We start from the raw sequence: 12,845 nt of genomic DNA on the forward strand, positions 1-12,845 counted from the left end.
AGCTACTTATCGACTTTTTCTCTATGATGCGACAATAATTAATTGCGATTAGCATATTTGGTTAATGAGACAAATGAAGCATCAGTTTAAATTTAATCCTTTAGCGACTGCTATTTTGACACTTCTTTGTGGAAGTTCAGTATCCAGCTATGCTGAATCGACAGACACTGTTTCTGAAGTTAATAATAAGCAACTGAATGCAGCCATCAAAGAAAGCTTTGCAGGGCAAAATTTCTTTGAACAATATTATGTGGACAAAAACTCACCTGAAGCACAGGTACGTGATTTAAAAAATCCAAGTACCCGTTATTGTGAAGGTGTCTGGGTAACGCCTTTTAGTACTCAAGCTAAATCGACAAATCCAGAAGAAGCCTCATCTGTGATTACCGCAGATAATGGGTATTACAATCCCAATGGCGACTCCTTTCTGTCTGGTGATGTGGTCATTGATCAATCTGGACGCATGATCCGTGCTGATGAAGTGACCATTGATAAAACACAAACTTTCGCCAAAGCGAAAGGCAATGTACAAATGGCGCAAGGTGGTATTATCGCGCAGAGTGATCAGATCGATTACAACCTTAAAGATGAAACTGGGCAATTAAATAATAGTTTCTATATTGCAGAATTGACTCACGCACATGGTCATGCAGAAAAAATAGAAAGAACCTCACCAACCAATATCATCCTTGAAAATGCAACCTATACCACCTGCCCACCTGATGAAAAACCCACTTGGAAAATTCAGGCCAATAAAATTGAATTGGATCAAGATACTGGTCGTGGTGTAACGCGCGGCACTAAACTTTATGTTAAGGATGTGCCTGTACTCGCAGTTCCATACTTTAACTTCCCGATCGATGACCGCCGTACAACCGGGATTTTAAGCCCGAGTTTCGGCTTTACCAATGATGGCGGTTTTGAACTCGCAGTTCCTGTTTATTTAAATTTGGCACCTAATTATGATGCCACCATTACACCACGACTGATTACTGACCGTGGTCTTATGGCTCAAGGTGAATTTCGCTACTTAACTGAGAACTTTGGTGCTGGTAGCGTTTGGGGAAGTTACTTACCCTCTGACCGCGACTATAATGATGAAGATCGTAAAGACCTCCATTTCCTACACAAGTGGGATATCACCAAACAGTGGTCAACCAATTTAGAATATAACTATGTTTCTGATAAAGACTTCTTCTCGGATCTAGATAGCAATCCAAATTCCCGCACAGAGCTTAACCAACGCCGCGCTTGGGAACTTAACTATAATCACGGTATTCCTGGGTTAAAAGCTCAGCTTAAAGTTGAAGACTTTCAAACACTTGATAAAACCATCAAAGATGTTGATAAGCCATATGCCCGCCTACCACAGTTTTTACTGAACTATGTCGCTGGAAATCCGCAAGGTTTGGAATACGAATTTAATAACGATACTGCGTATTTCCAAAAAGACATCAACGATGCTGATTATAATAACCAACCGAGTGGTACACGTTTATATAACCAATTTGCGACACGTTATAATTTCCGTAATCCATGGTCTTTTGTAATTCCTGAAGTTTCTGTACGTAGTTTAAATACCTTCTATGATCAAACTACAGTAGATCAACTTAACCTAAATAACCAAAGTCAAGATAGCAAAAACAAATCTGTTGTTGTTCCTCAATTTACTTTGGATACGGGTTTAACTTTTGAAAAGGACGGAAAATTCCTTCAGACCATTACACCTCGCGCTTTCTACGCTTATGCACCATATAAAAATCAAACTGGATATCCAAACTTTGATTCAACTACAGCTTCTATCAGCTATGATCAATTGTTTAGCCCGTACCGTTTTTATGGACACGACCGCTTAGAAGACAATAACTTTTTATCGCTTGGCTTAAGTTATAGTTTATTTGATACAGTGGGCTTAGAACGTTTAAGAGCCAGTATTGGTCAAAGTTATTATTTTGATGATCGAAAAGTTACACTGCTTAACAATACTGATGATTTAGACAGAGAAAAACATACCGGCCCTGTGCTGAGTCTTTCTAGCCAACTTTCACAAAACTTCACACTGAGTACCAACTCAGCGTGGATGTCAAATGGTGATAGCGCACAACATGACTTCCAACTGTATTATACAGGCCAGCGTGGAAACCTTTATAACCTCGGTTATTTTTATCGCAATAACCTTCCTGACCGTCAACGAGAATATGATCAAGCAGTTGCATCATTTATACAGCCTGTAAAAGACAACTGGCGTATTATGGGGCATGTTCAATATGACCTTGACAACCATGTCGCACGCGAATATCTATTAGGTGTGAATTATGAATCTTGTTGTTGGGGAATTTCCGTCTATGGTCGTTCATACTTTAATGATCTAGATGACGTTTCTCTTCCTGATACAAAGCCAAAACGCGCAGTGATGGCTGAGATCACACTAAAAGGACTTGGTGGTTTGAACAACAAGTTAAGTTCATTACTTGAAAATCGTATTTTAGGTTTTGATAAAGCTAATCAATCTTGGACACATTAATGAAGACGCAAAAATTTAAAAAATTATTTAAAGCATCAACCTTAGCTTTACTCATCTCCACCTCGGTATCAGTTTATGCTGCTCCGCAGGACCAAATCATTGCAATTGTTGGTTCTACAGCAATTTTAAAAAGTGATTTAGACCAAGGTGTTGCTGAAGCGACACATCGACTTCAGGCACAAAAGAAAGAAATCCCACCACAAAACATTCTGCAACAGCAAGTACTGAGTCAGCTCATCACCCATGATGCACAGCTTGAACAAGTGAAGAAGTATGGCTTAAAAGCAGATGAAAAAAGCTTAAATGAAGCCGTATTGAAAGTTGCCCAACAATCTGGTGCAAATTCTTTAGAAGCTTTTCAAAAAAAATTAGATGCTGTTGCACCCGGTACCTATGAATTACTTCGTAACCGTGTTGCAGAAGATTTACTCATTCAACGATTGAGTCAACAACAAGTAATGTCTCGTATCAAGATCACTGACCTTGATGTTGAAAACTTCTTAAAATCACCTGAAGGTCAAGCTGCAGTTGGTAGTCAAGTCCATGTACTACATATGCGTATTTCAGGAGAAGCGCCTGCAAGTGAGTTAGAAAGTATTGCAAAAGCAGTTCGTACTGACTTGAAAGATAGTAATGACGTTAAAAGCATAGAAAAGAAATTTAGCACAGCCCAAGTTAAAGTCGATGGTGCTGATATGGGCTTCCGTCCGCTTTCAGATATTCCAACAGATCTTGCTGCACGTGTTACGACTCTTGAGCCAGGACAAACCACTGACTTAATTCCAGCAAAAGACGGCGTTCATGTTTTAAAATTATTAGAAAAAAAATCGAATGAGCAAAAAGCTTTAGTTCCACAATTTAATACACGTCATATCCTGATTAAAACATCAGAAGTTGTTAGCCCTGAAAATGCAAAGCAAACCATTGACAGTATTTATAACCGCTTAAAAGCGGGCGATGATTTTGCTACGCTTGCTTCAACCTATTCAAATGACCCTGGTTCTGCTCGTGATGGCGGAAGTCTTGGCTGGGTAAGCCCTGGCATGATGGTTCCTGAATTTGACAAACTCATGCAAAGTTCGCCAGTCAATGAAATCAGTAAACCATTTCAAACTCAATTTGGCTGGCATATTCTCCAAGTTACAGGCACACGTCAACAAGATATGACCTCAGAGTACCAAAAGCGTATGGCTCGCCAAATTTTAGGTGAACGTCAATTCGAATCAGAATATGACGGCTGGTTAAGAGAGTTACGTGCAAATACTTACATTGAAATCAAAGATCCAAGCTTAGATCCAAAGAAAAATGAAAGTTAAGTCTGTGCTGAGTCGTTAAATTAAAAACCAGTGCTTTTGCACTGGTTTTTTTCTCTCTAAATTTAGCAACACCAATAAAAAAGAGACGCCAATTTGGCGTCTCTTTTACAATCGTTCTTGTTAAATCAAGAAATTAACGATTGTTTTCATCTTCTTGTGAATCTTCAAATTTTGTTTCGCCGCCAAAGTCAGCACCTTGACCGCCGAAGCCGCCTTGACCACCGAAGCCGCCTTGACCACCGAAGCCACCTTGACCACCGAAGCCACCTTGACTACCGAAACCACCTTGACCGCCGAAACCGCCTTGTTGACCACCAAAGCCGCCTTGTTGACCACCAAAGCCACCTTGACCACCGAAGCCACCAGCTTGACCGCCGAAGCCACCAGCTTGACCGCCGAAGCCGCCAGCAGCGCCTTGAGCACCAGCAGGAGCACCAGCAGGACGTGGATTACGTGCAGGTACTACAGTTGAAATAGCATGCTTATAAACCATTTGGCTTACTGTGTTTTTCAACAAAACAACATACTGGTCAAAAGATTCAATATGACCTTGTAATTTAATACCGTTTACAAGAAAAATAGAAACAGGAATACGTTCTTTACGGAGAGAATTTAAGAACGGATCTTGTAAAGTTTGACCTTTAGACATTTTATACTCCAAAAAAAATTAAAATCAGCGCAAAAACTACCTTTATTTTTCAATTAAAATTTATAAAAAAGGTAGTTGTTAAATTTTGCTTTATCCGTATAAGTTTCGCAAGTCTTCTTGTGCTTGGTTTATCGTAAAAAAAGTTTGAAAAGAGTGTGTTTCTTGCAAAGATCGTAACCATGTGTATTGACGTTTTGCTAATTGTCGTGTCGCAAATAGTGCTTTATCCTTCATTTGACGCTCACTTTCTTGACTCAAATCACTGTTTTTTAAAAAATCTATCGCTTGTCGGTATCCAACAGAGCGTGAAGAAGGTAAATTTTCTTCGAGATCGTATTTTTTCATAAGATTTTCAACCTCATTTAAAAATCCGATTTCCCACATTTTTTCCAAACGAAGTTCAATTCGCTTGTGCAGCTCTAGGCGATCAGGCAATAAAGCATAATTATGAAAATCATATCGGTACGGTTGATTCTTCGGTTGTTCCGCCTGTAGTTGAGTAATCGGACGACCAGTAACTTTATACACCTCTAAAGCGCGAATGATTCTTTGCTTATCACTGACTTTAAATTTTTCACCTGCCAATACGTCAACAGATTTTAATTCATCATACACCGATTGCCAGCCTTCCGTTTCACCTTTTAACTCAATCGCAGCACGAATCTCGTAATCAGCACTTGGTAAATTTGTAGAGAGCCCCTCAAGCAACGCTTTAAAATATAGCATTGTACCGCCAACTAAAATAGGTGTTTTACCGCGTGCATGGATATCATCAATCAGTTGACAAGCATCCTCGACAAATTCAGCAGCGGAATAAACCTCTAGTGGGGTAATAATATCAATCAAATGATGCGGATAACACTCCTGCTCCGCTTTGGTTGGCTTTGCAGTACCAATATCCATATCTTTATAGACCAAGGCAGAATCTACAGAAATAAGCTCATAATTCCCATGGTCATACAATTCACATGCCAAAGCAGTTTTACCGCTTGCGGTTGGTCCCATTAAATTGATGACGGGCAATTGATTTGACATGTACAACTACTCTCCTCGAGCAAATAATTTATCTAATTGGGGTAATGGAAATGCTCGCCATGTTGGTCGACCATGATTACACTGACTGGCAAATTCTGTGTGTTCCATTTGACGCAACAAAGCATTCATTTCGGAAAGACTCAGCATTCGATGAGCACGCACTGCACCATGGCATGCCATGCCTGCTAAAATTTGATCACGCTTTTGCTGTAGCGCCTGCGCTTCATCATTTGGATCTAAATCATTGAGTAATTCAGGTACCAAGGATTCAAAATCTGCTTTATGTAAAATCGCAGGCACACCACGTACAATCACTTGATCATCACCATATTGATCGATTTCTAGGCCTAAGCGTTCCAACTGTGGTTTTAAATCATCAACACGGGTTGCCTGCATACGGGTAATCGAAATGACTTTAGGAATAAGCAACTGCTGTGAGGTCCAAAATTCTGGTTTATCCCATGCAGATTTCATTTGTTGTAACAGAATACGTTCATGCGCTGCATGCATATCGACAATAATCAGGCCTTCCGTATTCTGTGCAAGAATATAAATTCCATGTAATTGCGCTATTGCAATTCCCAACGGATATTCATCAACCTGATAGACCTGTTTATTTTGGATTTCTTGTACAGATCGCTCATAGGACGCTTGATCTGTTAATTCTTGATCAGCATCCCCAGACTCACGTAAAGGAGCTAAATAGCTTTTCAAGGCGTTATTGAGTTGTTGAGTGCCACGATACTGCTGTTGTGGTTCATAGTGGGAATAATTGACTGTTTGGGCATGTCCATCACTAAAATCTGTTAGACCACTATGCTGTATAGACCCATCTGAATTGCTTCGGTTATTTTGATCACTTACATCTTGCTCAGCTGGCGCATTGCGATGTAAATGAAATTGTTCCTGATAACGTGGCTGTGCTGGCAATGCTTGATTTTCTTTTGCGCCATCCTGCTTCATTGCAGAAGACAAATCCGCAGTTGCAGTTTGGAATTGAGATAAGGTGTCTTTAGCAAAATGTCGTACAAACTCATGTACTTCACGTTGATTTAGGAAGCGAATTTCATGCTTAGTTGGATGCACATTCACATCAATATTTTCAGGATCAACTTCTAAAAACAGCAAATACGCTGCATGTTGATGTCCATGCAAAATACCATCGTATGCCATACGCAAAGCATGAGAAATGGTTTTATCTTTGACGATACGACCATTCACATAGACATATTGCAAATCGGCTTGTGCACGCGCATCTGAAGGATGTCCTAACCAGCCTGATAAACGCATGCTAATACTGTCTGCATCTATCCAGTAAGCATTTTCAGTGAATTGGCGACCTAATAATTGCTGTACCCGTTGAAATCTTAGCTCACCACTATCTGCAATCGGTAAATTAAGACGAATATTGTCATTATGTTCTAAAACAAAGCGGATATCGAAATGCGTAAGTGCCATTCGACGTACAATTTCTTCAATATGACCAAATTCAGTACTTGGTTTCTTTAAAAATTTACGCCGTGCAGGCACATTAAAAAACAAATCCTGAATACGGATATGTGTACCTTGTTGGGTTGCTACAGCTTGAATATCTTGATGATCAAATGCTGTACCATTGACTTCCAGTTGGTAACCGACACCTGAATCATCCTGACTACTAGTTAAGGTTAAACGCGAAACCGCTGCGATAGAGGCAAGCGCCTCTCCACGAAAGCCCAAACTCACAATTGCATGTAAATCTTCAGCAGATTGAATTTTACTGGTTGCATGACGGGTGACTGAAAGTGCTAGATCCTCAGCGTGAATACCCCGACCATTGTCAATAATTTCAATCAGGGTACTGCCACCATTTGCCACACGAATAATCAGCTCAGTCGCACCTGCATCAATCGAGTTTTCAAGCAACTCTTTTACTACCGATGATGGTCGTTCAATCACCTCACCTGCAGCAATTTGGTTGGCCAGTGCTGGATCTAGATTTTGGATACGTCTTAAACTGATATCTTCGCGTTGCATTCAATTAACCTAAAAATTTAAATAAATTAAAATATATGATGGACTTAAAATGCTGAAAACATTGATCAAGTCAACGCTTCAATCAATTCAGCAGAAATACTTTCAATGACCACTTCTCGTGCAGCTTCATCTTCTGTTTTTAAAATGCGAATGACGTGATCTGGCTGTGGAATTTCATCACCGCCCTTAGAAGGCCATTCAAATAAGAATAAAGCATTCTCGACCTCTAAATAATCACGAATACCCATCAATTCAAGCTCATAAGGATCATTTAAACGGTATAAGTCAAAATGAAACACCTCTTTCGCATTGATATTATAAGGTTCCACCAAGGTATATGTTGGACTTTTAACCGCACCTTGATGACCTAAACTTTGCAACCAATAGCGTGTAAGTGTGGTTTTACCTGCCCCCAAGTCACCGATTAAATAAATCACGCCTTTTGCAATATGTTGAGCTAACTTTTGTGCCAACATTTCGGTGTCTTGTTCATTGCTCAGACTTAATTTATATGAATATTGCATAACGCTCACGACATGATTCAAACCAGACAATATGATAGCATTGCGTGACTTTAAAACCTATGTTGCATTGTTTAGAAATCATGTTTTGATACTTTCCAACTCGCTTAGAGCACTCACTTTAAACTTATCTGCATAAAAAATACGCTTATGAAACCCGTCACCCTTGTTTCAGAATATCAACCACCAATGAGAGATGGTGTAACTGCATCAAAAGTTTATCTCCCCAAGCGAGCAGCTTTACCTAAAAATTTATTCAGTTATTTATGTGAACATTTTCCACATATTTCAGCCAATGAATGGCAACAACGTTTTCAAGAGCAACTCATCATCGATATGCAAGGTCAAGCATTAACGGTTGATCAGCCTTATCTAGAGAATACCCATCTTTACTACTATCGATTTCTAACCCATGAAATTCATGTACCATTTCAAGAAAAGATATTGTTTGAAAATGAAGATTTAATTGTCGTAGACAAGCCTCACTTTTTAACCATCAGCCCATCAGGGCAATATATACAAGAAACCTTATTAGTTCGTTTAAAAAAAACCACAAACAACCCAGACCTCACCCCAATCCATCGCTTAGATCGGGAAACTGCTGGCATTGTATTGTTTTCTAAACGGCCTCAAACACGTGGTTTATATCAACAAATGTTTGCTGAAAGGCAAGTCAATAAGACCTATCAAGCGATTGCTCAATTCAATACTGATTTAAAATTTCCATGTGCTGTGGACTTGAGAATGGAAAAGGGCGAACCCTTTTACACTATGAAAGTTGTTGAGGGAAAATCAAACTCATATACCGAAATTGATCTAATTGAACACAATCAAATTTGGGCAAAATACTTACTAAAGCCGACTACAGGTAAACAACATCAATTACGAGTACATTTAAATTGGTTAAATATTCCAATTAAAAATGACCCTTTTTACCCGCAAGTTCTACATAAAGATGCTGCTGATTTTTCACAACCCTTACAGCTGTTAGCCAAGAAAATTGAGTTCCTTGACCCGATTACACAAGTCGAATATTTCTTTTGTTCTGACTATGAATTGACACTGTAATTTTGACGTAATGACAAATATATGACTTTTTGACGATTAAGCATTGAAATTCCGAAAGCTTTGATTAAAATAAGCATTCAAACTCAAATTTTGTTTGGTCACTATTCATGAGAAAAACCGAAGTCTATCAAGTACGCCTTGATTCACAAGAAAAAAAACTAGCATTTGCTGTTTTTAAACAATTGGGGATTACGCCTGCACAAGCAGTTCGACTGTTTTTTAAACAAGTTGTCATCACAAAATCCATCCCTTTCGCCATAGAAAATCAAAATATCAATATGGATCAGTTATTCAAGCTGAGAAAACTTAAGCAAGACCAACAAAACGGACAACTCAATTCTTCTGTTGATTTAAATGATGACGACGAAGATCTATTTGCAGAGCTGAATGCCATCTTGGGTGAAAGTGACAAAAAATAACACTGTCGCATTTTTAAACAAATAATTAAGTTTACTTTTCTATTTTTTGGTTATGCTCTTTTGCAAAGATAAAAATCATTGCAAGGAGTAATAAATGATCGTTAGACGAGCGACCAAAGAAGATTTAAATCAACTTGCTACTTTATTTGATGAATATCGCCAATTTTACGGCGCATCTTCCAATATCCAAGAGTCCTTTAATTTTTTAAAACAACGTTTTGAAAATCAAGAAAGTGTTATCTTTATTCATGTAAAAGATGATGTTTTTACAGGCTTTGTGTTGTTATACCAAGGCTTTTCATCAGTTTCTTGTTCAAAGTATTATATTTTAGATGATGTTTATGTAACACCTGTTTTTCGTCGACAAGGTTCTGCCAAACAACTGATTGATACTGCAATTCTGTTTGCGCGTCATGAAGATGCGCAACGGATCAGTTTAGAAACCCAGAAAAACAATTACCATTCACATCAACTCTATGAGCAAATGGGCTTTGTTAAAGACAATGAATTCCAAACATTTCATTGTTTCCTCAAGTAGTTTTTTTACAATGCATTTTTCAATCAATTCAACGTAGGTTTCCACATCTTTGCGAATTTAAGTACATTGGGTACCGTGTCCTGTGAAATAGGAAAAACCACTGCACAGGATTTCTTAGCATCCAATACTGTACTTTCATGCCCTAAATAACACTTTAATTGAGCAATTTTATCAAATTCTTTTTGATTCACCTTGACCACAATTTTACGAAAAGAATGTTCTAACCAATTTTTATAACTTTCAGCATCAGCATCTTGAACAAATTGTAAGTGCGCAGCCAAGACTGCATGCGCAACAAGGGTTGGAACCATAAAGTCTGGCATTTCATCTAAAACAGCAATATAGAGCTTTAAAGCCATGATCAAATCACTATTTGTTCATTTTGACTATTTCTAGCAGCATTCACCTGATCTTCTGTCAAATAAACCCACTCACCTTCAACTAAGTCTTTGAGTGCTAATTGCCCGACTTGTGCACGATGCAAGCTTTCAACCTTATTCCCCACAGCAGCCAACATCCGTTTGACTTGATGATAAACCCCTTGGTGCACAGTGATTTGTAATGCATATTCAGCCAAGCGCTGTACATCTGTTGCTGCAAATGTACCCTTTTCATTGCGTAATTCTACACCCTGTTCAAGTTGTTGAATCTGATCATCTGTAATCGGATCTGCTGTTTGTATTTGATAAACTTTAGCCACATGCTTTTTAGGATGAGTCAATGCTTGCAAAAACTGCCCATCATCCGTCAGTAGCAATAAACCTGTCGTGTCCTGATCTAAACGACCAACAGTTTGTAAACCTCGGTTCATAAGTACATCATCAAATAAATCAAAAACACTAAAATGGTGTGTTGATTGATGGGAACATTCGTAATCCTGCGGTTTATTTAAGGCAATATAGACTTTTTCACGGTATTGAAATGTTTCGGTATAGACTGAAAATACTAGATTTTGGGTATCAAGTTTAAATTTGGGGTCTGTAACGACCTCGTTTTGGATTTGAATTGCACCATTTTTAATGAGTTGTTGGCAATGCTTACGTGAACCAAAGCCTTGTGATTGCAACATTTTTTCCAAGAACATAAATCAATACCTTAAAAATTCACGTTACATTTTAAAGTATCGTGAATTGAAACCCAAACAACATTCAGGCTTTTTTAGCCTTATTGATTAATCAATATATGCTTTTATTAAGTATTAAAGATAAATGACTTATGTACAGCAACACCCGCCAGTGCTCCATCTGCGACTGAGTAAGCAACTGAACCACCTGAACCACCTGAACGGGTGATATCACCACAAGCATATATCCCTTTAAGATTGGTTTCTTTCATCGCTGTGGTTTGAATGGCTTCGCTATATTCATTTACATCAAGCACTATCCCAAGCTTTTTAATCCAAGGGGCGTTGATGCGCATAAAAGTGGAGATGAATAATCCATCTAATTGAACCTGCTCACCATCTTCAAAGACTAAATCACAATGATTGTGTATTTTGACAATTTTGCGTGTATCCAATTTCACATTTCTTTGTTTAAGCTGCTCAAGTGTGACGGGATCTAATTCAGCTTGTGAAATTACATCATTTAAAAATAAAGTGGTATTACCCCAGTCGGGTAACATCAGTGCCATATGGATCGAATGTAAACCTGAACATAACATTCCAAGTGTCCCCAGATTTAACTCATAACCATCACAGTATGGACAATGAAAAATGCTTTTCCCCCACCGCTCTGCTAAACCATCGATTTTAGGTAAATCATCTTTAACGCCTGTAGCAATAATTATTTTTTTGACTTGAATGGTTGTACCCGTGTCATCAGCTTGGTCTATTTGAATCTCATATTGCTGCCCGACAGCGCTCACATCGGTGACTGATGCGTTAATACATGACAAAGTTTGGTATTTGTCTAACTGTAATTTTGCATCACGAATAATTGCTGCTGGCGTATTGCCATCTTGGGTTAAGAAATTATGCGAATGTTCAGCAAAACGATTACGACGCATGCCTGCATCAATCATTAACACTTTTTTTCTAGCACGAAGCAATGGTAATGCTGCTGACAAACCTGCATAACTCCCACCAATAATTACGACGTCATAGTTCATTTTCAACACCAATAAGTAACTTTTAAAGTTACTATATTGAGTTATTTTTATAATTGCAACTTTTAATGTTACAATTAACAAAAGAGTGTTGACTAAAAAACTATGCGTAAAGACAGTAAGCTTTCTCGAATGTTGCATGTGCTATTACATATGGCCCGTGAAAAAAAACCGTTCACCTCTGAACAAATTTCAATCATGTTAGACACCAATCCTGTTGTAGTACGTCGTACCATGTCTGGTTTAAAAAAAGCAGGCTTTGTGCATGCAGACAAAGGCCCCGGTGGAGGCTGGACCTTAGTACAAGCTTTAGAGGAAATATCGTTATTTGATATTTATCAGGCTGTTGGAGAACCTACTATTTTTGCCATTGGCAATGAACAAGAAACACCCAACTGTCTGGTTGAATTGGTGGTGAATAAAGCTTTAAACCAAGCTATGCAAGAGGCACAAAACATTTTAATGCAACAACTTAAATCAACAAATCTGTCTAAACTGGCACAAGACTTTGAGTATGAATGGAATTTATTGGGTGCTGAAACTGAAAAATTTATTGTCCACTAAATCCACACTCGACTGAATTTAAATGTGAATCATTGCCAGACAAGGCAAATTCACATACCGCTTTTCAGTATAATGGATGGATATATTAA

13 protein-coding genes are annotated in these 12,845 nt (G+C 38.4%); 6 read left to right on the top strand and 7 right to left on the bottom strand.

The genetic code is table 11. The features are described 5' to 3' along the window. Positions 1 to 73 precede the first annotated feature (73 nt). Both CQZ96_RS03970 and CQZ96_RS03975 read left to right on the top strand, forming a co-directional pair. On the top strand, positions 74 to 2,524 hold the full coding sequence (locus tag CQZ96_RS03970; protein ID WP_105712775.1) for an LPS-assembly protein LptD: 2,451 nt from the start codon (positions 74 to 76) through the stop codon (positions 2,522 to 2,524). Then, on the top strand, positions 2,524 to 3,840 hold the full coding sequence (locus tag CQZ96_RS03975) for a peptidylprolyl isomerase (protein WP_004821208.1): 1,317 nt from the start codon (positions 2,524 to 2,526) through the stop codon (positions 3,838 to 3,840). Before CQZ96_RS03970 ends, CQZ96_RS03975 begins: the two co-directional genes overlap by 1 nt. Positions 3,841 to 3,973: 133 nt before the next feature. Here CQZ96_RS03975 and hfq read toward each other — a convergent pair whose 3' ends face one another. The 4 genes from hfq to tsaE form a co-directional block, all read right to left on the bottom strand. Further along, a complete protein-coding gene (gene hfq / locus CQZ96_RS03980) occupies positions 3,974 to 4,489 on the bottom strand; it encodes an RNA chaperone Hfq (protein ID WP_105712776.1) in 516 nt (171 codons plus the stop codon). A gap of 90 nt (positions 4,490 to 4,579) precedes the next feature. Continuing rightward, positions 4,580 to 5,524 (bottom strand): tRNA (adenosine(37)-N6)-dimethylallyltransferase MiaA, encoded by a 945-nt coding sequence (gene miaA, locus CQZ96_RS03985; protein WP_105712777.1) that lies wholly within the window; start codon positions 5,522 to 5,524, stop codon positions 4,580 to 4,582. Between the two features lie 6 nt (positions 5,525 to 5,530). Continuing rightward, the gene (gene mutL, locus CQZ96_RS03990; protein WP_105712778.1) at positions 5,531 to 7,540 is read right to left on the bottom strand and encodes a DNA mismatch repair endonuclease MutL; all 2,010 of its coding nucleotides are present in this window, start codon (positions 7,538 to 7,540) and stop codon (positions 5,531 to 5,533) included. Between the two features lie 65 nt (positions 7,541 to 7,605). Then, positions 7,606 to 8,064, bottom strand: a complete 459-nt coding sequence (gene tsaE / locus CQZ96_RS03995; protein WP_105712779.1) for a tRNA (adenosine(37)-N6)-threonylcarbamoyltransferase complex ATPase subunit type 1 TsaE — start codon at positions 8,062 to 8,064, stop codon at positions 7,606 to 7,608. Between the two features lie 147 nt (positions 8,065 to 8,211). On the opposite strand from tsaE, the gene CQZ96_RS04000 reads away from it, so the two are divergent. From CQZ96_RS04000 to CQZ96_RS04010, 3 genes are all read left to right on the top strand, one after another. Beyond that, a complete protein-coding gene (locus tag CQZ96_RS04000) occupies positions 8,212 to 9,129 on the top strand; it encodes a pseudouridine synthase (protein ID WP_105712780.1) in 918 nt (305 codons plus the stop codon). Between the two features lie 107 nt (positions 9,130 to 9,236). After that, entirely contained in the window at positions 9,237 to 9,548 is a 312-nt protein-coding gene (locus CQZ96_RS04005; RefSeq protein WP_004720870.1) for a type II toxin-antitoxin system RelB/DinJ family antitoxin, read from the top strand. A gap of 94 nt (positions 9,549 to 9,642) precedes the next feature. Beyond that, positions 9,643 to 10,086: a GNAT family N-acetyltransferase gene (locus tag CQZ96_RS04010; RefSeq protein WP_004720871.1), complete on the top strand. Its 444-nt coding sequence runs from the start codon at positions 9,643 to 9,645 to the stop codon at positions 10,084 to 10,086. A gap of 23 nt (positions 10,087 to 10,109) precedes the next feature. On the opposite strand, the gene CQZ96_RS04015 is transcribed toward CQZ96_RS04010, so the two are convergent. The 3 genes from CQZ96_RS04015 to CQZ96_RS04025 form a co-directional block, all read right to left on the bottom strand. Further along, positions 10,110 to 10,445 carry a peptidyl-tRNA hydrolase gene (locus CQZ96_RS04015; RefSeq protein WP_105712781.1) on the bottom strand — a complete coding sequence of 112 codons (336 nt, stop codon included), beginning with the start codon at positions 10,443 to 10,445 and terminating at the stop codon, positions 10,110 to 10,112. A gap of 2 nt (positions 10,446 to 10,447) precedes the next feature. Continuing rightward, positions 10,448 to 11,170, bottom strand: a complete 723-nt coding sequence (locus CQZ96_RS04020) for a pseudouridine synthase (protein ID WP_004720873.1) — start codon at positions 11,168 to 11,170, stop codon at positions 10,448 to 10,450. Positions 11,171 to 11,277: 107 nt separating this feature from the next. Further along, positions 11,278 to 12,195, bottom strand: a complete 918-nt coding sequence (locus CQZ96_RS04025; protein WP_105712782.1) for an NAD(P)/FAD-dependent oxidoreductase — start codon at positions 12,193 to 12,195, stop codon at positions 11,278 to 11,280. A 102-nt stretch (positions 12,196 to 12,297) separates the two neighbouring features. Here CQZ96_RS04025 and CQZ96_RS04030 point away from each other — a divergent pair, with 102 nt between their 5' ends. Continuing rightward, entirely contained in the window at positions 12,298 to 12,756 is a 459-nt protein-coding gene (locus CQZ96_RS04030; protein WP_105712783.1) for an Rrf2 family transcriptional regulator, read from the top strand. Positions 12,757 to 12,845 lie beyond the last annotated feature (89 nt).

Origin of the sequence: Acinetobacter sp. MYb10 (genome assembly GCF_002980175.2) — a bacterium.
Classification (GTDB): Bacteria; Pseudomonadota; Gammaproteobacteria; order Pseudomonadales; family Moraxellaceae; genus Acinetobacter; species Acinetobacter guillouiae.

What these genes read in the sequence shown, in the direction of transcription:
- CQZ96_RS03975 (WP_004821208.1), top strand. Translation starts at nt 2,524, where the DNA reads ATGAAGACGCAAAAATTTAAAAAATTATTTAAAGCATCAACCTTAGCT.
- CQZ96_RS04010 (WP_004720871.1), top strand. Translation starts at nt 9,643, where the DNA reads ATGATCGTTAGACGAGCGACCAAAGAAGATTTAAATCAACTTGCTACT.
- CQZ96_RS04020 (WP_004720873.1), bottom strand. Translation starts at nt 11,170, where the DNA reads ATGTTCTTGGAAAAAATGTTGCAATCACAAGGCTTTGGTTCACGTAAG.
- CQZ96_RS04005 (WP_004720870.1), top strand. Translation starts at nt 9,237, where the DNA reads ATGAGAAAAACCGAAGTCTATCAAGTACGCCTTGATTCACAAGAAAAA.
- mutL (WP_105712778.1), bottom strand. Translation starts at nt 7,540, where the DNA reads ATGCAACGCGAAGATATCAGTTTAAGACGTATCCAAAATCTAGATCCA.
- CQZ96_RS04000 (WP_105712780.1), top strand. Translation starts at nt 8,212, where the DNA reads ATGAAACCCGTCACCCTTGTTTCAGAATATCAACCACCAATGAGAGAT.
- CQZ96_RS04030 (WP_105712783.1), top strand. Translation starts at nt 12,298, where the DNA reads ATGCGTAAAGACAGTAAGCTTTCTCGAATGTTGCATGTGCTATTACAT.
- miaA (WP_105712777.1), bottom strand. Translation starts at nt 5,524, where the DNA reads ATGTCAAATCAATTGCCCGTCATCAATTTAATGGGACCAACCGCAAGC.
- CQZ96_RS04025 (WP_105712782.1), bottom strand. Translation starts at nt 12,195, where the DNA reads ATGAACTATGACGTCGTAATTATTGGTGGGAGTTATGCAGGTTTGTCA.
- hfq (WP_105712776.1), bottom strand. Translation starts at nt 4,489, where the DNA reads ATGTCTAAAGGTCAAACTTTACAAGATCCGTTCTTAAATTCTCTCCGT.
- CQZ96_RS03970 (WP_105712775.1), top strand. Translation starts at nt 74, where the DNA reads ATGAAGCATCAGTTTAAATTTAATCCTTTAGCGACTGCTATTTTGACA.
- tsaE (WP_105712779.1), bottom strand. Translation starts at nt 8,064, where the DNA reads ATGCAATATTCATATAAATTAAGTCTGAGCAATGAACAAGACACCGAA.
- CQZ96_RS04015 (WP_105712781.1), bottom strand. Translation starts at nt 10,445, where the DNA reads ATGGCTTTAAAGCTCTATATTGCTGTTTTAGATGAAATGCCAGACTTT.